14 protein-coding genes are annotated in these 20,704 nt (G+C 66.3%); 6 read left to right on the top strand and 8 right to left on the bottom strand.

Annotated elements, in window-relative coordinates; all coding sequences use genetic code 11:
• The first annotated feature begins 120 nt into the window (after positions 1-120).
• Positions 121-1,050: an ABC transporter ATP-binding protein gene (locus C8J39_RS15825; protein WP_120301336.1), complete on the top strand. Its 930-nt coding sequence runs from the start codon at positions 121-123 to the stop codon at positions 1,048-1,050.
• Positions 1,047-1,808, top strand: coding sequence for an ABC transporter permease (locus C8J39_RS15820; protein ID WP_056065813.1), 762 nt, complete (start codon positions 1,047-1,049; stop codon positions 1,806-1,808). Before C8J39_RS15825 ends, C8J39_RS15820 begins: the two co-directional genes overlap by 4 nt.
• A gap of 139 nt (positions 1,809-1,947) precedes the next feature.
• Here C8J39_RS15820 and C8J39_RS15815 read toward each other — a convergent pair whose 3' ends face one another.
• The 5 genes from C8J39_RS15815 to C8J39_RS15795 form a co-directional block, all read right to left on the bottom strand.
• Positions 1,948-3,519, bottom strand: a complete 1,572-nt coding sequence (locus C8J39_RS15815) for a CocE/NonD family hydrolase (protein WP_259457567.1) — start codon at positions 3,517-3,519, stop codon at positions 1,948-1,950.
• A 330-nt stretch (positions 3,520-3,849) separates the two neighbouring features.
• Positions 3,850-4,581, bottom strand: coding sequence for a CPBP family intramembrane glutamic endopeptidase (locus C8J39_RS15810; RefSeq protein WP_165895257.1), 732 nt, complete (start codon positions 4,579-4,581; stop codon positions 3,850-3,852).
• Positions 4,582-4,822: 241 nt separating this feature from the next.
• On the bottom strand, positions 4,823-5,794 hold the full coding sequence (gene glpX / locus C8J39_RS15805; protein WP_056065803.1) for a class II fructose-bisphosphatase: 972 nt from the start codon (positions 5,792-5,794) through the stop codon (positions 4,823-4,825).
• Between the two features lie 61 nt (positions 5,795-5,855).
• On the bottom strand, positions 5,856-6,674 hold the full coding sequence (gene dapD / locus C8J39_RS15800) for a 2,3,4,5-tetrahydropyridine-2,6-dicarboxylate N-succinyltransferase (RefSeq protein WP_120301334.1): 819 nt from the start codon (positions 6,672-6,674) through the stop codon (positions 5,856-5,858).
• A complete protein-coding gene (locus C8J39_RS15795; RefSeq protein WP_120301333.1) occupies positions 6,671-7,348 on the bottom strand; it encodes a pyrimidine 5'-nucleotidase in 678 nt (225 codons plus the stop codon). The genes dapD and C8J39_RS15795 overlap by 4 nt, the downstream gene beginning before the upstream one ends.
• A gap of 136 nt (positions 7,349-7,484) precedes the next feature.
• Between C8J39_RS15795 and C8J39_RS15790 the strand changes: the two genes are divergently transcribed.
• Together C8J39_RS15790 and C8J39_RS15785 are read left to right on the top strand one after the other, a co-directional pair.
• A complete protein-coding gene (locus C8J39_RS15790; protein WP_120301332.1) occupies positions 7,485-9,803 on the top strand; it encodes a S8 family peptidase in 2,319 nt (772 codons plus the stop codon).
• Positions 9,804-9,987: 184 nt separating this feature from the next.
• Complete coding sequence (locus C8J39_RS15785; RefSeq protein WP_056065795.1) at positions 9,988-10,986, top strand: LLM class flavin-dependent oxidoreductase; 999 nt, start codon at positions 9,988-9,990, stop codon at positions 10,984-10,986.
• A 53-nt stretch (positions 10,987-11,039) separates the two neighbouring features.
• Here C8J39_RS15785 and C8J39_RS15780 read toward each other — a convergent pair whose 3' ends face one another.
• From C8J39_RS15780 to C8J39_RS15770, 3 genes are all read right to left on the bottom strand, one after another.
• Entirely contained in the window at positions 11,040-12,656 is a 1,617-nt protein-coding gene (locus C8J39_RS15780) for a glycoside hydrolase family 43 protein (protein ID WP_120301331.1), read from the bottom strand.
• Positions 12,653-13,894, bottom strand: coding sequence for an MFS transporter (locus C8J39_RS15775; protein ID WP_243650189.1), 1,242 nt, complete (start codon positions 13,892-13,894; stop codon positions 12,653-12,655). The genes C8J39_RS15780 and C8J39_RS15775 overlap by 4 nt, the downstream gene beginning before the upstream one ends.
• Before the next feature lie 135 nt (positions 13,895-14,029).
• Positions 14,030-16,117 carry an alpha-L-arabinofuranosidase C-terminal domain-containing protein gene (locus tag C8J39_RS15770; protein WP_120301330.1) on the bottom strand — a complete coding sequence of 696 codons (2,088 nt, stop codon included), beginning with the start codon at positions 16,115-16,117 and terminating at the stop codon, positions 14,030-14,032.
• A gap of 261 nt (positions 16,118-16,378) precedes the next feature.
• Between C8J39_RS15770 and C8J39_RS15765 the strand changes: the two genes are divergently transcribed.
• Both C8J39_RS15765 and C8J39_RS15760 read left to right on the top strand, forming a co-directional pair.
• Complete coding sequence (locus tag C8J39_RS15765; protein WP_120301329.1) at positions 16,379-17,425, top strand: LacI family DNA-binding transcriptional regulator; 1,047 nt, start codon at positions 16,379-16,381, stop codon at positions 17,423-17,425.
• Positions 17,426-17,611: 186 nt separating this feature from the next.
• Positions 17,612-20,698, top strand: a complete 3,087-nt coding sequence (locus C8J39_RS15760; protein WP_183038019.1) for a TonB-dependent siderophore receptor — start codon at positions 17,612-17,614, stop codon at positions 20,696-20,698.
• The last annotated feature ends 6 nt before the right edge of the window (positions 20,699-20,704 follow it).

Raw genomic sequence — 20,704 nt, 5'->3', positions numbered from 1 at the left:
TCCCCGCGAAGGCGGGGACCCAGTCTGGGCTCCCGCCTTCGCGGGAGAACAAGAAGGGGAGGGAAGCCCTATCATTCCTCCCCCCCCACCCCCATCTTCCCCTCACAAAAAGGGGTGCCAATGACCGAACCGATCCTGTCCATCGCGGGCGTCACCAAGACCTACAAGAGCGGCACCACAGCCCTCCACCCCGTCGACCTCGACATCCAGAAGGGCGAGATCTTCGCCCTCCTCGGCCCCAACGGCGCCGGCAAGACGACGCTGATCAGCATCATCTGCGGCATCGTCACGCCGTCCGCCGGCACGATCAAGGTCGCGGGCTACGACGCGATCCGCGACTACAAGCAGGCCCGCAGCCGCATCGGCCTCGTCCCGCAGGAACTCAACGTCGACATGTTCGAGACGGTGCTCGCCACCGTCACCTTCAGCCGCCGCCTGTTCGGCCGCTCGGGGCATAGCGCGTACATCGAACAGGTGCTCCGCGACCTCTCGCTCTGGGACAAGCGCGACGCGAAGATCCGCGAACTCTCCGGCGGCATGAAACGCCGCGTACTGATCGCGAAAGCACTCGCGCACCAGCCCGAGATCCTGTTCCTCGACGAACCCACCGCGGGCGTGGACGTGGCGCTACGCCGCGACATGTGGAAGCTCGTCCACCGCCTGCGCCAGGGCGGCACGACGATCATCCTGACGACGCATTACATCGAGGAAGCCGAGGAAATGGCCGACCGCGTCGGTGTGATAAACAAGGGCAAGCTCCTCCTTGTCGACGACAAGGCGTCGCTGATGAAGAAGCTCGGCAAGCGCGAACTCGACATCGCGCTCCAGGACCCGATGACGGCGCTTCCCCCGGAACTCGCCGACTGGGACCTCTCGCTGGAAGACGACGGCAAGCGCCTCCGCTACGTATTCGACGCGCAGGCCGATCACACCGGCATCCCGTCGCTGCTCCGCAAGCTCAGCGAACTCGGCATCGGCTTCAAGGACCTCGAAACCAGCAAATCGAGCCTCGAAGACATCTTCGTCGATCTCGTCGGAGAACGCGCATGAATACCCATGGCATCTGGGCGATCTATCGCTTTGAAATGGCGCGCGCGCTGCGCACGCTGTGGCAGAGCCTCGTCACACCCGTCCTCACGACCTCGCTCTATTTCATCGTCTTCGGCGGCGCGATCGGCAGCCGGATGCAGCAGGTCGGCGGCGTCGGTTACGGCAGCTTCATCGTCCCCGGCCTGATCATGCTGTCGCTGCTCACGCAGAGCATCTCGAACGCGTCGATCGGCATCTACTTCCCCAAATTCACCGGCACGATCTACGAGCTGTTGTCGGCGCCCGTCTCGGCGATGGAGATGGTGATCGGCTATGTCGGCGCTGCGACCACCAAGTCGGTGATCCTCGGGCTGATCATCCTCGCCACCGCCTCGTTCTTCGTGCCACTTCGCATCGAACACCCCTTCGCGATGATCGCCTTCCTGATCCTCACCGCGGTCGCGTTCAGCCTGTTCGGGTTCATCATCGGCGTGTGGGCCAACGGCTTCGAGCAGTTGAACTTCGTCCCCGCGCTGCTGATCACGCCGCTGACCTTCCTCGGCGGCGCATTCTACTCGATCGACATGCTGCCCCAGCCTTGGCGGACTTTCAGCCTGTTCAACCCGGTCGTGTACCTGGTGAGCGGTTTCCGCTGGAGCTTCTTCGGGGTAGGCGACGTCGCGGTCGGGGTGAGCCTCGCGGTGACGGCGGGCTTCCTTGCCGTGTGCCTGATCGCGATCGCCTGGATCTTCAAGACCGGCTGGCGGATGAAGAACTGATCTGGACGCCAGAGAGCACCACCCCGGCGGAGGCCGGGGCCCAGTTGGGGGACGGTAATAACGAAGGACCGCGCTCCGTTACCGCGACCTTTCCAACTGGGCCCCGGCCTCCGCCGGGGTGGGCAGCTGTCCGCAGACCCTAGCGCATGACCGGCAACGTAATCCGCGAGCCTACGCAAACCTTCTGCGTCGCCTTCACGTAATCGCCCGCCTTCGCCCGCCCGATGTTCGGCACGAACGACTGCGGGTTGCGGTCGATCATCGGGAACCAACTCGACTGGATCTGCACCATGATCCGGTGCCCCGCCTTGAACACATGATCGTGGTCACGCAGCGGCACGTCCCACGCGACCACCTTCCCCGGCACCAACGGCTGTGGCGCCGTATCGCTCGCCAGGAACCGCCCTCGCCGCACTTCCATCGCGATCGGCAACTGATACCCGTTGAGCGTCCGGGCATAGTCGCCTGGCTGAAGGCTACGCCCCGTCATCGACTCGGTATCGTCGGGCAGCACATCGATCAGCTTCACCACGAAATCGCTGTCGGTCCCGCTGGTCGATGCCTGCAACGTGGCCGACAGCGCCCCCGTCACCGTCAGGTCGGCAGTCAAAGGCTCCGACACATACCCCAGAACATCGGGCCGGTGATCGACGAAGCGCTGATCGTCCGCCTCCCACCACGCCCAGTCCGGGCTGGCATACGTCGCCGACATCGGTCGCCGACGGAACGGCACCGGGTTCGCCGGATCGGACACGTAGTCGCGACATGCCTCGCCAGCGGCCGGCGCGGTGAACGACAGGCTACCGTCCGCACGCAAATACAGCTCCGTCGCCTTCGCGCCCATCGGAGGCCAGGCGGCATAGGTCTTCCACACGTTAGACCCCGACTGGAACATCTTCGCCGCGAAGTCCGGCCGCGGCCCCTTGCCGTGCAGCCAGTATGCGAAGAACGGCGCCTGGATCTGCTCCTGGAACTGCGTGCCGCTCGCCGTCCCAAGCGGGATCGGTCCGAGGTGATCCGCCACCCCCTGCCACCCGCCATGCCGCCACGGCCCCGCCACCATCTGCGCGAGGTGGTTGGGATCGTTGCGCTTCTGACGCGCGTAGATCTGCCACGATCCCCACGGATCCTCCTGATCCCAGAACCCCGCGACGTTCAGCGTCGGCACGGTCGTCTTGCCCAGCGCATCGGTCCAGCGTTGCGCGGTATAGAACGCATCGTGATTTGGGCGATCAAGCAGCGACGTGAACATCGGCACGCGCGCCTTGAACACGTTCCGGTCGATCGCCTCCGCCGAGCCGGCCTTGAGGAAATAGTCGTAGGTATCGCTCGGATACGCAAAGTCGGAATTCTTCGTCTTGTCGAGTTGCAGCGACGACACCCAGTCGGTCGCATAGCTTAACCGCAGCGCGCCGTTGCGGTGCAGATCGTCCGACTGCCAGTAATCGATCCACGCCGCCTGCGGAGACACCGCCTTCAGCGCCGGATGCGGGTTCGCCAGCGCGACGGCGGCGGCAAACCCCGGATAGGACACGCCCCACATGCCGACCTTACCAGTATTGGCGGGGACGTTCTTCACCAGCCAGCCGACCGTATCATAGGCGTCCGTAGCCTCGTCGACCGCCTTCGGATCGTTCGGATGGACCGCAGTCGACAGCGTGAACACCCCGTCGGACTTGAACCGCCCGCGCATCGACTGGAAGACGAACACATAGCCGTCTTCATCAACGGCGCGAAGCGATCGGCGGTGGGAAACGGCGCATCGGGCACGCCGTAGGGCGTTCGCTGGAGCAGGATCGGCAGCGGCCCGGTCATGCCGCGCGGCCGCATGATCACCGTCTGCAACTTCGCCCCGTCACGCATCGGCACCATCACCTCTTCGAACGTGAAGGGCGACTGGGTCACGGTTTGCGGCGCGGTCTGCGCGAGCGTGGCGGCCGGGACGGCTACGGTGACGGCAAGCGCGAGCAGGAGGGCGTGACGCAACATGGAATTCCCTTCGTGGACCGTGCCGCGATTGGACGAACCCGCGGGTGCGAAGTCAAGCCGCGCGCCACGCTCCGGTCAACATCGGGCGCAATACCAGCGAGTTGAGATCGATCAGCGCGTGCAGGACCATCGCCAGCCACAGCTCCCCAGTCATCAGATACACCGCCGCCATCAGCGCGCCGACGAGCGTGGTCGCAATCACGCCCGCCCGCCCCTGATACAGATGCATCGCGCCGAACGCCGCGACCGCGACACCGAACGCGACGAACGCGCTACCGGAGACGAGCGCGACCAGCAGCGGCAGGAACAGGCGGAAGGCGAGCTCCTCGGACACGCCCGCCGCGATCGACATGGCGGCGGCATGCGCGATCTCCTGCCGGTTGCGGGGAAGCAGCGAGCCGACATTGCCGATCGTCTTGAGGATACGCCAGTTGCGCCGCGTCGCGAGCACCGCGCCGATGATCAGGCCACCCAGCGCACTGCCGCCGATCATGCCGAGCAGTTCCACGCGGCTGTAGCCTTCGAAACTGGGAAGGAGCGTGCGGAGGGCGTCGAACTCGGGCGGCACGGTGACGAGCGCGTCGAGGCGGCCGAGCAGGGCTAGTCCGATCACCGCCGGCAGGACGAAGCCGATCGCGGCCTTGGCGATCCACAGGCGGTAGGTCTTCTCGCGCGATGCTGTGTCGGAGAGGCGCTTGATCCGGCGGTAGCCGAGCAGGTCGCCCTTGAGGAACCAGACGAGGCTCATGATCGTGACGAGGAGAAGGGCGTTGGGAAGGATCATACGCATACCTCCCTAACCTTGTTCTCCCGCGAAGGCGGGAGTCCAGTCTGGGTCCCCGCCTACGCGGGGACACATGGTGGTTGGGTCACCAGCCTAACCCATCGCTCCACCCCGGCGAAGGCCGGGGCCCAATTGGAACGTCCAGAGTAACTAAGCGCATCGCTCCGTTAGCGGCGTTCCCCAATTGGGCCCCGGCCTTCGCCGGGGTGGAGCTTACTTTCCAACTGCGATGGTCGCCCAATCAATCAGTCCGATGCTCACCCTTCACCCACCGCACCGTCCCCGAAGACGCGCGCATAACCACGCTCTCCGTCGTCATCTTGCCCTTCTTCCGCTTCACGCCCGCCAGCAGCGAGCCATCCGTCACGCCTGTGGCCGCAAAGATGCAGTCGCCCTTCGCCAGTTCCGAAAGGTCATACTGCTTGTCGAGATCGGTGATTCCCCACTTCGCCGCACGCCCACGCTCGTCGTCGTTCCGGAACAGCAACCGTCCCTTGAACTGGCCCCCGACGCAGCGCAGCGCCGCGCACGCCAGCACGCCCTCTGGCGCGCCACCCGACCCCATGTACACGTCGACCGTGGTCTCGGGATCCGACGTCGCGATCACGCCGGCGACATCGCCGTCACCGATCAGCATGATCCCACAACCGACCTGGCGCAGCTCCGCGATCAGCGCCTCGTGACGCGGACGATCGAGCACGCACACGATCAGGTCGCGCGCCGGCACGCCCTTGGCGGCGGCGACGGCGTTGATGTTCTCGGTCGGCGTCTTGTCGAGATCGATGATGCCCTCAGGATAGCCCGGCCCGACTGCGATCTTGTCCATGTAGACGTCGGGCGCGTTGAGCAGCCCGCCCTCCTCGGCGATCGCCAGCACGGCGAGGCTGTTCGGCCCCGCGGTCGCGCAGATCGTCGTGCCTTCCAGAGGATCGAGCGCGATGTCGATCTTCGGGCCCTTGCCGATCGCCGAGCCGACCTTCTCGCCGATGAACAGCATCGGGGCTTCGTCGCGCTCGCCCTCGCCAATCACCACGGTGCCGTCCATGTACAGCGAGTTGAGCGCCTCGCGCATCGCCTCGACCGCCGCTGCATCCGCTGCCTTCTCGTCACCGCGCCCGACGAGCGTGGAGGCGGCGATCGCCGCCGCCTCGGTCACGCGGACCATTTCGAGGACGAGTACGCGGTCGAGAACCTGGCTGGCAGCAGCGGTCAAAGTCTATCTCCTCGGTATGTTTCGACCCGGATAGGCAGCGCCCGCCGGGTTGTCGACCCGATCAGTCCCTCAGCAGGTCGTTGATCGAGGTTTTGGAACGCGTTTGCGCATCGACACGCTTCACGATCACCGCGCAATACAAGGCCGGCTTGCCGTCCCCGCCACCGATCGAGCCCGGCACGACGACGGAATAGGGCGGCACTTCGCCCTTGAACACTTCGCCGGTCGCGCGGTCGATGATCTTGGTCGAGGCGCCCAGATACACGCCCATCGACAGCACCGCGCCCTCGCCGACGCGGACGCCCTCCGCCACTTCCGCGCGCGCGCCGATGAAGGCGCCATCGCCGATGATGACGGGATCCGCCTGCAACGGCTCGAGCACGCCGCCGATGCCGGCACCACCCGACAGATGCACGTTCTTGCCGATCTGCGCGCACGACCCGACCGTCGCCCAGGCATCGACCATCGTCCCCTCGCCGACATAGGCGCCGATGTTGACGAAGCTCGGCATCAGGATCGCACCCTTGGCGATGAAACTCCCGCGCCGCGCGACCGCACCGGGAACGACGCGAATGCCAGCCGTACGGAACTCGGTCTCACCCCAGCTCGAGAACTTCGACGGCACCTTGTCGAACCCCGGGGACCCCGCCGAACCGCCGTCGATCACGACGTTGTCGTTGAGCCGGAACGAGAGCAGCACGGCCTTCTTTAACCACTGGTTGACCTGCCAGCCATCAGCGGTCGGTTCGGCAACGCGCGCGGTCCCTGCGTCCAGCATCGCCAGCGCGGACTCGACGGCGTCGCGAACCTCGCCCTTCGTATCGAGGCCAAGGTTCGCGCGGTCGTCCCAGGCGGCGTCGATGATGGTCTGCAAGGTCATGATGTCTCCAGGATGGTTTCGAGCCATGGCGCAAGCACCGGCACGGTGAAATCGATGTGATCGCGGGCGACGTCGGGCGACTGCTCGGAGCCGTTGTCGATCCACACGGTGGTCATCCCGATCGCCTTGGCCGGCGTCAGGTTGCGCGCCATGTCGTCGGCGAACAGCGACTCCCGCGGGTCGATATCGAATGCGGCACAGAACCCGGCATAGGCAGACGCATGCGGCTTCGGCATCAGGTTCATCGCGTGGATATCGTGGATCGCCTCGAAGCTTTCGCCGAGCCCGAGCCGGTCGAGGATCCTCAGCGCATAGGGCTTGTCGCCATTGGTGAAGACGAGTTTTCGCCCCGGCAGCTTGGCGATCGCGGCGACCAGCGGCGCGTCGTGCTCCAACACGTCCATCTCGATGTCGTGGACATGCGCCAGGAACGCGTGCGGATCGACGTGATGCTCGGCCATCAACCCCGACAGCGTCGTGCCGTGATTGTGGAAATACCCCTTCTGCACGCGCCGCGCCTCGTCATGCTCCAGCCCCAGCAGATCCTGGATGAACCCGGTCATCCGCGCGTCGACCTGCGCGAACAGGTCCGCGCTCGCCGGATACAGCGTGTTGTCGAGATCGAAGATCCAGTTGCGGACATGGTCAAGGCGGGGGTCAAGGCGGGCAAGCATCGGCCGGAACCTCTACGGACCACGGCGCGCGGCGACAAGCGGGGTGCGACGCTGCCGACCTCGATAGCCGATGTTTACGATCGCGTAAGACTTTGCATTCCAGTACGTTACGGGAAATCACAAAAGGGCGGGATGCATGCGCGGCACGAAGGCGGGGCTGCTGAGATCGGCGGCAGTGGCAAGCGGCCTGCTGCTCGCCGCCTGTGGGGGCGGTGGGGGCGGCATCAACAGCACGCCGGCTCCTCCCGCCGTTTCCACCCCGACGCCAACGCCGCTTCCGACGCCAGCCCCAACGCCTAGCCCTGCACCGGCGCCCGCCCCCACGCCGTCCAGCAACGACACCAGCGAATATCGCGCGACCGTCGGCGCGGTCTCGATGAACGCGCTGGCCGCGTACAACGTCGGCGCGACCGGCAAGGGGATCGGCGTCGGCGTGATCGACAGCGGTATCGACCTGCAAAGCCAGGAGTTCGGCAGCCGGGTCTCGTCGGCCTCGCAGGACGTCGCCGGCAACGCATCGATCGACGACGAGGGCGGCCACGGCACCGCGGTCGCCTTCACGCTCGCCGGCCGCCGCAACGGCGGCGGCTCGCACGGCGTGGCGTTCGACGCGACCTTGATCGTCCTGCGCGCCGATCGTCCCGGCACCTGCGCCACCGCCAGCAAGGACGACGAGGATTCGGGCTGCAAGTTCGGCACCGACGCGATCACCCGCGGGCTCGATGCGGCACGCACGGCAGGCGCGAAAGTCGTCAACATCTCGCTCGGCGGCTCCGAAATGCCGCAGAGCCTGAAAGACGCGATCGGCCGCGCGACTGCCGCCGGGCTGGTCGTCGTGATCGCCGCGGGCAATGACGGTTCGGTCAATCCCGATCCGTTCACCAACGTCGCCGGCGAAGCACAGGGCCGCAACCAGGTGATCATCGCCGGCTCGGTCGGCGCGAGCAACGGAATATCCACCTTCAGCGACCGCGCGGGGACCGGCGCTGCGCACTTCCTAACCGCGGTCGGCGAAAGCGTCCGTGCGCCCGACGCGACCGATACCGCCTATCTCTGGTCGGGCACGTCGTTCGCCGCGCCGCAGATTTCCGGCGCGGTGGCGTTGCTCGCCCAAGCCTTCCCCAACCTGACCGGCGCGCAGATCGTCGACATCCTGTTTCGCAGCGCGCGAGACGCCGGCGCGCCCGGAGTCGACGCGGTCTACGGCAACGGCGTGCTCGACCTGACGCGCGCGTTCCAGCCGCTCGGCACGACCTCGATCGCAGGATCGAAAGCGGTCGTCTCTACGATCAGCAACGCCAGCCTGTCCGCGCCGATGGGCGACGCAACCCAGGGCGAACTCGGCGCGGTGATCCTCGACGGCTACAGCCGCGCCTTCGCGATTGACCTCGCCAAGACGATCGCCCGCCGCAGCCCGGAACGCTCGCTCGGTGGCGCGCTCCAGTCGCGATTCCGCACGGTCGCATTGGCGCAAGGCAACATGACCGTATCGATGACGCTAGCGCCGCGCGCGAACGGCGACGTCGCGCTCGATCGCACCTCGCTCTCCACCGCCGACGCGACCAGCGCGCGCGCGATCGCCGGGATGGTGACGCAGAAGCTCGGCAGCACGCTGTCGTTCGGCTTCGGCTTCGCACAAGGATCGGGCGCGCTCAGTGCACAGTTGTCGGGCCAGTCCGAACCCGCCTTCCTGATCGCCAACACCGGCGGCCTTGGTTTCGACAGCAGCATTCATGCCTCCAGCGCGATGCGGCAGAGCGTCGGCGGGTTCGGCTTCACCGCGGGCATCGAGAATGGCGACGTCCTGACGCAACGTGACAACGACCTCCGCCTGCGCGGCCGCTGGCAACGCTCGGGCTACAACCGCGTCTCGCTTGCAGTCGATCGACGCTTCGGCGCGCTGTCGACGATGGTCGCCGCCACACGGATGGACGAGCGCGACACCGTCCTCGGCGCACGCTTCGACGCCGCGCTCGGCGGGACGCGCGCGGCGACGTGGTTCGTCGATACGAAGGCGCGGTTCGATGCGGGGAGCGGCTGGAGCATCGGCGGATCGATGCGCCAGGGCTGGACCCGCGCGGCCGTCCGCGGCGGTCTCAGCGGCGACGGCCTGGTCCGCACCAACGCCCTCGCCGCCGACATCGGCAAGGACGGCGTGTTCGGGCACGACACGCTCGGCCTCCGCATCGCACAACCGTTGCGCGTAGCGCGCGGCGGGATCGACCTCGGACTGCCAACGTATTTCGATTACGCCAGCAACACCGTCACCGACTGGACCACGCAGCGCCTCAACCTCGCCCCGCAGGGCCGCGAACTCGATGTCGAGATGCGCTACGGCGTCCCCGCGTTCGGCGGCGGCCTGGACACCAACCTGTTCTTCCGCCGCGACCCTGGCAATTTCGCGGCATTGCCCAACGATTACGGCATGGCGATGCGCTACAGCCTGGGCTTCTAACTTCTTCCCCCCTCCCTGGAAGGGAGGGGCCGGGGGTGGGTCGGCCCGATCGAGCCACAACCCTGCGAACATGCGGAACCCGACCCACCCCCAACCCCTCCCTTCCAGGGAGGGGAGCCGAAGCCAAACAAACCATTCGACCCAAACACTGGATAAGCTACCGCTCGGTACCTATCTCTGCCGCATGACACGCTATTCCCTGCTCGATCTGGTCCCCGTCATCGAAGGCGGCACCGTCTCCCAATCGCTCGCCAACGCGGCCGACCTCGCGCGGCACGCCGAGAGCGTCGGGTTCCAGCGCTACTGGGTCGCCGAGCACCACGGCATGACCGGCATCGCGTCCGCCGCAACCGCCGTCGTGATCGCGCACATCGCCGCCGCCACGAAGACGATCCGCGTAGGCTCGGGCGGCATCATGCTCCCCAACCACGCGCCACTGACGATCGCCGAGCAGTTCGGCACGCTAGACGCGCTGTTCCCCGGCCGCATCGACCTGGGTCTCGGCCGCGCGCCCGGCTCCGACCAGCGCGTCGCCCGCGCGATGCGCCGCACGCTGGAAACAGACGCGAACGCGTTCCCGCAGGACGTGATGGAGCTGCAAAGCTACTTCGCCAACGACGGCCAGACCGGCATCGTCGCGACCCCGGGCGCAGGCGCAGACGTCGAGATGTGGATCCTCGGCTCCAGCACGTTCGGCGCACAACTGGCCGCCGCGCTCGGCCTGCCCTACGCGTTCGCCTCGCACTTCGCCCCCGACGCGCTCGATGCCGCACTGGCGATCTACCGCCGCGATTTCCGCCCTTCTGCGCGCCTCGCCAAGCCCCACGTCATGGCCGGCTTCAACGTCTTCGCAGCCGAGACCGATGCGGAAGCCGAACTGCTCGCGACCTCGCAGCAACAGTCGTTCGTCGCGCTCCGCACCGGCAACCCCGGCAAGATGAAGCCCCCCCTCGCCGGCTACCGCGAGTCGCTCGGTGCGCAGGGCAACCAGATCCTCGACCACGTCCTGCAATGCTCGGCGGTCGGCAGTCCGGCCAAGGTTGCGCGCGGGATCGCGGCGTTCGTCGAGCGGACCGGCGTCGACGAGGTCATGGTGACCAGCGCGATCTACGATCACGAAGCGCGCAAGCGGAGCCTCTCGATCACCGCCGACGTGATGCAGGACTTGAAGATCGCGGCGTAAGACTGGGCCAGTGGTCACGGATTGAACGCGGATCGACGCCGCGTTCAGTCCGCTCAGTCGCCGCCGGCTTCGACATACTCGAAATAGCTGAAATCGGCCGGTTCGCCCGCGCCCGACATATCCTGGCACGCCATCCCGACAAAGGCGCCGGTAAAGTTGGGCAGGCCCGGCAGGGTCGCCTCATCGGACAGGATGCTCGCATCGAACCGGTCCGCGAGCCAAGTCCACGCGCTCGATCCCGCACACCGGTATCCGAAGCGAAGGCTTTCGCGATCCACCTCGACCCGCAGTCCTATCGGTCCCGCGTCGATCGCGATCGGCTGGGTGATCACGCTGCTGCCGAGCGGGGTCGGTATCGCCGACAGCACCTGGAGCACACGCCGGCCATCGTCGTCGGCGGTGACGTGCAGGTAATGGAACTTCGTCGAATTATAGTAGCAGACCAGCCCCGCCGCCTGCTGGAAGTGACGCGGTTCGAACGTGACGAGCGTCTCGGCGGCGTAGGCGATCGCCTGCTGCCGGCGCGCGACCAGCGACTGCGTGAAATGGCTCCCGATCGTCTCGCGGCCGTAGAGGCGCAGATAACCGGGCCGCGCGGTCAGGCTGAACAACCGGTCGGCATCCGGAGTACGCAGCCACTGGAAGGCCTCGGGCAGCGTCGCGGTATCGAACGCGCTGCGATCGCGCCGCGGTTCGGGTGCGGCCAAGGCCATGCCATCCTCCACGACCGACGCCGGACTCGCGTCGCCGTCGAGCGTCCGCAGCCAGCCGTCCTCGCCCCAGCGCATCGGCTGGATCGCGGTCTCGCGTCCCAACACGCATCGATCGCTGACGGGCAGCGGTCGCCCGCACAGATACACCATCCAGGTTTCGCCGGTCGGCGTCTCGACCAGATCGCCGTGCCCGGTCCGCTGCAACGGCGCGCCCTGCTTCCCCGCCGCGGTCAGTACCGGGCCATCCGGATGCACCTCGTACGGGCCGAACAGCGACCGCGACCGGGCCATCACGACGGCATGATTGCGCTCTGTGCCGCCCTCGGCGACCAGCAGGTGATACCAGCCGTCGCGCTTGTAGAGGTGCGGGCCCTCGGTGAAGCCAAGCGACGTCCCCTCGAAGATCATGCGACGGTCGCCGAGCATGCCACCCGTTGCGAGATCGATCTCCTGCACGACGATCCCGGCAAAGCGCCGCCCGCCCGGCCGGTGGTCCCACAGCATGTTGAGCAGCCAGCTCCGCCCGTCATCGTTATGGAACAGCGCCGGGTCGAAGCCGCTGCTGTTGAGGTGGACGGGATCGGACCACGGCCCGTCGATATGCTCCGCCGTCACCCAGTAATTATGGAAATCGCGCAGCGACGCGCCCCGCGCACCGTCGATCGTGGTCTGGCCGTAACGCTTCACGTCGGTGTAGATCAGGTGGAACCGGCCGTTCGCATGGCTCAGGTCCGGCGCCCATACTCCGCACGAGTCCGGGTTGCCGCGCATGTCCAGCTGGCTCGCGCGGTTGAGCGGCCGCGTCACCAGCCGCCAGGTCGCAAGGTTGCGCGAGTGGTGGATCTGGACGCCTGGGTACCATTCGAAGGTCGAGGTCGCGATGTAGTAATCGTCGCCGACGCGGACGATCGACGGGTCCGGATTGAAGCCGGGAAGGATCGGGTTGCGAATGGTCATGCGGGCTTTCGTATCAGGACCCAGAGGAGTGCGGCGCCGACCAGGTCGAGCAGTCCGAGCAGGATGAAGAACGGCTGGTAGCCGACCTCCGCGACCATCGAGCCGAGCACCAGCGTGAAGATCAGTACGCCGAGATTGGCGGCGGTGCCCGACATCCCCGTCGCGGTCGCGACCTGATCCTGCGGGAACAGGTCCGACGACAGCGTGATGACCGTCACCGACAGCGTCTGGTGCGCGAAACCACCGAGGCACAGCAGCGCGATCGCCGCGATCGGGCTGGTCACCGTGCCGACGAACATCATCCCCGTCATCAGCACCGCACCCACCGTGAAGGCGCCACGCCGCGCATCGATCAGGTCGACGCCGCGCCGTTGCAGCCACGCCACCACGATCGGCCCGAACAGGCATCCGAGGTCCGCCGCCAGGAACGGCAGCCACGCGAACATCGCGATCTGGCCGAGATCGAAATGGCGCACCTGCACGAGGTATAGCGGCATCCAGAACGACAGCATGCCCCACACCGGATCCGCGAGGAACCGCGCCGCCGCGATCGCCCACAGGTTACGACGCCGCAGCAGTTCGCCGAGCGGGGGACGCTTGCGATGCGTGGCAAGCGATGCCTCCTGCCCTTCGACGATCAGCGTGCGTTCCGCCGGCGACAGCCGTCGATGTTTTGCGGGCGGCGCATACCAGAATAGCCAGGCGATCACCCACACCAGCCCGAGCGCACCGGCGATGAAGAAGGCTGCGCGCCAGCTATGGTTGAGCACCGCCCAGGCCACCAACGGCGGCGCGAACACCGCGCCGAACGAGGCACCGATCTGATAGATGCCGCCCGCGACGCCGCGCTCGCGTGCCGGAAACCATTCGGCCACCAGCTTCATGCCCGCGGGCTGCGCCGATCCCTCGACCAGCCCCAGTGCACCGCGCAAGCCGGCAAACCCCATCCAGCCGGTCGCCAGTCCGTGCGCCATCGTAATCAGCGACCACAGTGCGACGAACAGCGTGAAGCCGATCTTCAGCCCGACCACGTCGAGCACATAGCCGGCGAGCGGCTGGAACATGATGCCGATCTGGAATGCGCCGGTGATCCAGGAATATTCGGCGGCGCTGATATGCTGCTCGGCCATGATCGCCGGCGCCGCGACGCCGAGCACGCTGCGTGCGAGATAGTTGATGACCATCGCCACCACGAACAGACCGATGATGGTCCAGCGGATATTCCTGAAGCGCCGCACCCTCACCCCCTCGGTAACGTTATCATCGCGTGGTAGCCGCCGACGCTCGCCTTAGGCAAGCATTGCTGCTGCAAAAACGCGTCGAATTGCGGTCGAGAGCAACTGGAGCCACGCGCGGCGCGGTCGCGGTCCGGCTCAGTGCGCCGCCGCGATCGGCATCTCGTAGATCGCTGCGGAGGTCGCGGGTACCATCACGGTGCGCGTCGCCGCCACCTTGCTCTCTGTAATCCTCACGCCGTTCGGGGAGGCGATCGTGTTCGCCGCCTCCACCGTCCTGCCGGTCATGACCCAGCGCCTGCCGCCGCCGCGCAGCCTCATGCCGGAAAGCGCAAGGTTCAGTCGCTGCGGCCGGAACGTCGCGTTCACCACTGCGACGCGCAGTTTGGTGCCGTCCCGCGACAGCCCCGCGATCACGTCGAGCGGATAGGTCGGGCTGCCCGCGCGCACCTTGGGATGCGCATGACCGACCGGATACTTCGGCTCTGGTTGCGGTACATCGCCATCGACTTTCAGCGGAACCGTCCCGGCGCCGAAATGCTCGCCGTACAGTTTAAATACGGTGCCAGTGGCGTTGAGGGTCGCGGCGGATGGTGAGATGTCCATCGTCGAGACGCCGGTCGTGAACGCCGACATCGTCAGGAAATCGGTGTGGCGGAGCATCTCCTGGAACACCATCGCATAGGCCAGCGAGGATTTCAGCGTCGGCGGCCCCGCCATGTACGCATATTCGTCGATCGACAGGAACGTCTTGGCAGCGCGGATCTTCGGGAATTTCGTCTCGTAGATCGCCCATTCCTCCGCCTCCATGCGAACATGGTTCGAGGGCGAACGGACGAACTCGATCAGTTCGTCGGCGGCCGGCGCATCGGGTCGCTTCTCCGCGCGATCATACCAATGCTCGGTGATGCCGTCGAAATTGCCCCATGCCTTGGCGAAGAAGCCGCCGGTCCAGTCCTCCTCGGTACCGAACTTCGCCTGGATGCTTTCGATCGAAGAGTTCTGTTGCACGCCCTTCGGATGCAACTGGTCGGGCATCGCGCCCGATGCGATCAGCGTTATCGACGGATCCTTCGCGCGCATCGCCTTCGCGAATTCATTGTGCTTGATCATGAAATAATCGAGCGAGGTCTTGCCGATCTGCCACCAGCCGAACGGTTCGTTGCCGATGTTCCACCATTTGACGCGGTAGGGTGCTGGATGACCGTTCGCCGCACGCTTGGCGCCCCATTCGGAGGTCGCCGCGCCGTTGAGATATTCGACCTCCTCCGCCGCCGAGTTCGCATCGCCCAGCCCGGCATTGACCGTGACATAGGGTTCAACGCCCAGGATACGCGTCAGGTCCATCCATTCGTCCATGCCGAGATCGTTCGGCTGCATCGCGCTCCAGGCGTGATCGAACATCGGCGGGCGGGCATCGCGGGGCCCGATCGCCTCGTGCCAATCCCAGTCGGACAGGAAGTTTCCGCCAGGTAGGCGCCAGAAGCCCGAGTTCAGCGACTTCGCGATCGCGGTCGCATCCGCGCGCCAGCCATTGACGTTGTCCGCCGGCATCAGCGACACCACGCCGACCCGAAAAACGCCGGGGCCGGTGCCAGTGCCTGTGATCTCCAGCCGTGCATCGGTCGCCGCCGCGGTCGGCGTGAACGCGAAGCTGGCCTCGCTCCAGTCCGCGCCCGGCGTCGGCAACGACACGACCTGCCGGTCCTGCGGCCGATCGCCCCAAACCAACGCCACCGTCACCGCCACGCCTGGCTCGCCACTCAGCCTGAGCTTGCCGACATACCGCCGGCCGCGGACGACCTCGATCCCGCTCTGGCCGATGCCGGTGACATGGTCGGCGGACACCGCGATCCGCGCGCTCTGCGTACCGACGTACGAATGCTGCGTGTCCATCGTCACGGCCGCGTCGCCGCCGATCGGGCGCCATTTGCGGTAGAGGACACCGGGCCGCCCTTCGGCGTTGACGGGTGGTGGCGCGTCGCTGGCGGCGGGGCCGATCGGGTAGTAGAATTTGCGGTCGTCGAGCATCTCCGCCCACAGCGTCCGCGCGACGAGTCCGCCGATCGGTTCGATGAACATGCCGTATTCATAGGGTGTGACCGCCGCAGACCGCGCCGTTGCGTCGATCCGGACGGCGATCGGCTGAGCCCGTTGCGCCTCGGCTGAGACCGAGACCGTGGCTTGACCCGCGAACAGGACGAACGCTGCGACGACCGGTTTCATCGACCTCTCCCCTTTTGTGCGTGCTCGCCATTGCGGCGATGATCGCGACGCGCCGGTTCGACCCCGATGTCGCAGCGCATATCTAGATACATTACGCAGACTAATGATAACGTCAACATGGACGTTCGGCGTGTCGGCATACTCTGGTCGAGATCCGACCAACTTGCATCGCGGGGCCAAAGGTCTAGGTCGCTTCGAAGTGTATGGTTCGTATTGAGGGGCTCGACGTGACGATCGTCGGGCGGGGTTGAAGGGATCGGTGTGAAGGAACGCGCTCGGCGCTCGCGCAGCCCGACGATCATCGATGTCGCCGCGCAGGCCGGGGTATCGCCGATGACGGTGTCGCGCGTCATCAACGGCCGCGCCAGCGTCGATCCGACCACGCGCGCCAGCGTCCAGGATGCAATCGACGCGCTTGGCTACACGCCGAACCTCGCCGCGCGCAGCCTAGTCACGTCCACCGAGCTCAAGATCGGCGTGATCTACGCCAACCCGAGCGCCGCGTTCATGAGCGACTTCCTCACCGGCGTGTTCGAGGAGGCCTCGATCCGCGGCGCGCGCCTGATCCTGCTGAAGGGCGAGGACGGCCGTCCACCGAGCCCCGCCGCGCTGGAGAATCTGGTCGCATCGGGCATATCCGGCATGATCTGCGCGCCGCCGTTGAGCGAGTCCGCCGCGGTCCTCGACGTGTTGCGCGAGGCGCGCGTGCCGGTGGCGGCGGTCGGCGCGCACGATGTCGACAACGTGATCTGCGTCCGTATCGACGATCGTCTCGCCGCGTACGAGATGACGCGCGAGCTGATCGCGATGGGTCATCGCCGGCTCGGGTTCGTCGTCGGCAACCCAGACCAGGTCGCCAGTCTCAAGCGGCTCGACGGCTTCTACGCCGCGGTGCGCGAACATCCGGGCGTTCGCGCAACGATCGCGCAGGGCGATTTCAGCTTTGCCTCGGGACTCGCCGCCGGGGACCAGTTGCTCCAGGCCGATCCGCCCCCCACCGCGATCTTCGCGAGCAACGACGACATGGCTGCCGCCGTCGTGTCGGTCGCGCATCGGCGACAGCTCGACGTACCCCGCGAACTGACGGTCGTCGGGTTCGACGATACCACCGCGGCGGTGATGCTGTGGCCGCCGCTGACCACGGTGCACCAGCCGGTCCGCCGCCTCGCCGCAGAAGCGCTCGGCCTGCTGGTCGCGGAGATCGCCACGCCGCCGAGAACACTCGCCAAGCGCGCCGACCGGGTATTGGACCACGAAATCGTCAAGCGACAGTCCACGTCGCCGCCACAGGACGACGCCACGCCTTAACGCCATTCGCCGTTTCTGCGGACGTCGACGACCTCCACCCTACGCCACCGATAGTATGAGTATTGACTCCTCCACGATGTCGACGCATTGTTGCGTGGTAACGTTATCAAACAGCAACATCGAGTTGCGGGATGACGCTGCAGGAACGCCGGTAAATCGGCGCGCCTAAAAAGGGGGTAGGATGCAATGGTTTCCAGTATCACGACTCTGTCGGCTCACGTCCGCGCCAGCGTTTGGGCGCAAGAGACATCGCGTTTAGCGGCGGCCGCACGTTCGATTTCTACCGTTTCCAGTCCGACTACACGGCAACGGCGAACCCTCATCGCCGGATCGAGCAGCATCGCCGCGCTCATCCTCTCGCTATACGCAGCGCCGTCTTTCGCACAGGCCGCCCCAGCGCAAACCACCGACACCGTCACCGCCCCAGAGCCGCTCGCCGAGACGCCCAGGCCCGCCGAACCCGAGGCCGTCAGAACCGCCGACATCATCGTCACCGGCTCCCGGATCCAGTCGAGCGGCTTTACCGCCCCGACGCCGACCACGGTCTTCAGCGAAGCCGACATCCAGAACAACGCGCAGCCCAACGTCTTCACGACGATCGCGCAGCTGCCGTCGTTGCAGGGATCGAGCGGCTCGACGACCAACACGTTCAGCACGTCGAGCGGCCAGCAGGGCCTGAGCTCGTTCTCGCTCCGCGGCCTGGGCACGATCCGTACACTCACTCTGGTCGACGGCCAGCGCGTCGTCGGCGCCTATTATACCGGCGTGACCGACGTCAGCCTGCTCCCGCAATTGCTGATCAAGCGGGTCGACATCGTCAACGGCGGCGCGTCCGCATCCTATGGATCCGACGCGGTCGGCGGCGTCGTCAACTTCATCACTGACACCCATTTCCAGGGCTTCAAGGGCAACATCCAGGGCGGCATCACCAACTACGGCGACGACGGCCAGGGCCTGATCCAGCTTGCCGCGGGACGGAGCTACCTGAACGATCGACTCCACCTCGTCGTCAGCGGCGAATATGCCAAGGAAGCAGGTGTCGGCCCCGGCGATTTCGGCACCGACCTCGCCGGTGGTCGCGACTGGTTCACGCAGACGACGATGATCAACCGCAACGTCGTCGACGACGGATCACCGCAATATGTCCTGCGCGACTTCGCCCAGCCGTATAACTTCACCAAATACGGCCTCATCACCGCCGGTCCGCTGCAGGGCACCGCGTTCGACCAGAGCGGCCGCCCCTTCCAGTTCCAATATGGCTCGAATGGCGTGCCCGCCCGCGACAATTCCGGCGCGGTCCGAGGCTGCCTGCCCGGCTTCTGCGTCGGCGGCGACCTGTCGGGGAACATCGATACCGGCCGCACCTTGCAGTCGGCGATCCAGCGCATCGATAGCTATGGTCGGATCGGCTACGACTTTGCGACCGACAACGAGGTCTATGTCAGCGTCAATGTCGGGCAGGTGAAGACTCACAACCAGCCAACCAACGGGGCCAACCGACCCGGCCTGAGGCTCCAGTGCGCGAACCCGTTCGTCCCGGCGTCGATCCAGGCGGCATGTGCGACCGCAGGGATCACGGACTTCCAGTTCGGCGCCAGCGTCGCGATCCTGCCGAACACCATCGTCCATACCGATCGCCGCCAATACCGTGTCGTCGGCGGCCTGAAGGGCAAGTTCGATATCGGTGGGTCGCCCTGGACTTATGATGCCTATTACGAGCGCGGCATCACCGATACCGCGATCGACGTCGACGACATCGTCCTCACGCCGCATTTCAACCAGGCGATCCAGGCGATCACGCTCAACGGCGCCATCGTCTGCGCCAACCCGGTCGCGCGCGCCAATGGCTGTATCCCGCTCAATATCATCGGCGGCGCGACTCCGTCCGAGTCGGCACGCCGGTATGTCCAGCCCGAGAACGGCCCGATCCAGCGCCTCCACTTGACGCAGGACGTCGCGAGCCTCGCCTTTTCCGGCACCCCCGTCGAACTCTGGGCCGGTCCCCTGTCGGTCGCGTTCGGCGGCGAATATCGCAAGGAATTCTACAAGGTCCGCGCGGACGCATACGGCGCCGGCGTCTCCGCGATCAGTCCCAATACCAGCGAATACCCCGCCGACCCGACGCTGCTAACCGCGGGCAACAACTGGTATGCCGGCAACTACAAGAACGGCACCGGCGCCTACGACGTCAAGGAAGCGTTCCTCGAGCTCGACGTCCCGCTGTTCAAGTCGGACATGATGGGCAGGGCCAACATCAACGGCGCGGCCCGCATCACCGACTACAGCACGTCGGGCCGTGTCTGGACGTGGAAGATCGGTGGGACATGGGACACGCCGCTCAACGGACTTCGCCTGCGTGGCGTCACATCGCGCGACGTTCGCGCACCCAATCTGTCCGAGCTGTTCGCCGCTCCGGTGACGACGACGCTGCCCAACTTCCTCGACCCTGCGCGCAACGTCAACGTCGTGGCCATCCAGAACGCGATCGGCAACCCGGCACTTACCCCCGAGATCGCGCGCAATACCGAGGTCGGCGCGGTCTATGCCAACCCGTCCTGGCTGCCGGGGTTCAGCGCCTCGGTCGATTACTACAACATCAAGGTCACCGACGTGATCTCCAGCCTCGGCGCCGCGCAGATCGTCGACCTGTGCTTCCGCAACATCCTGCCCGAAACCTGCAGCGCGTATAATCTCAACAACACCGCTGGCCCCAATTTCATCAACACGCAGGCGTTCAATCTCGCCTCGATCAAGACCGACGGCTTCGATATCGAGGCAAGCTATCGGTGGCGGCGCCCGCTCGGTGTGGACGGGACGTTCACGCTCCGCGGCCTGGCGACGCACATCCGGAAGTTCGTCACGGATACCGGCCTGCCGGGGACGATTCCGACTGACGGCGCCGGCGTCAACCTCGGCGCCACCCCGCGCTGGAAGCTGCTTGCGGTACAGGCGTTCAGCAACGACCGCTTCAGCCTGACGGTGCAGGAACGCTGGTTCAGCGACGGCAATTACGGCAACCAGTACGTCGTCTGCGCGCCCGGAACCTGCCCCAAATCGACCACGACCGCGCCGACGATCGACCGCAACTTCATGCCCGGCGCGTTCTATCTCGACGTCGGCGGAACGTATAATATCACCAAACAGGTGTCCGGGTATTTTAAGGTCGACAACGTCTTCGATCACGACCCGGCCGCGTCGCCGCAGAGCGCCAACCCGGCCTTGTACGACATCGTCGGGCGCATCTACCGTGTCGGCGTCCGCTTCTCGTTCTGACGCCCC

Source organism: Sphingomonas sp. PP-CC-1A-547 (assembly GCF_003610375.1).
In the GTDB taxonomy this organism is placed as follows: domain Bacteria; phylum Pseudomonadota; class Alphaproteobacteria; order Sphingomonadales; family Sphingomonadaceae; genus Sphingomonas.
Note: the sequence above shows the minus strand (reverse complement) of the source record. Positions and strands in the feature narration are given on the sequence as shown.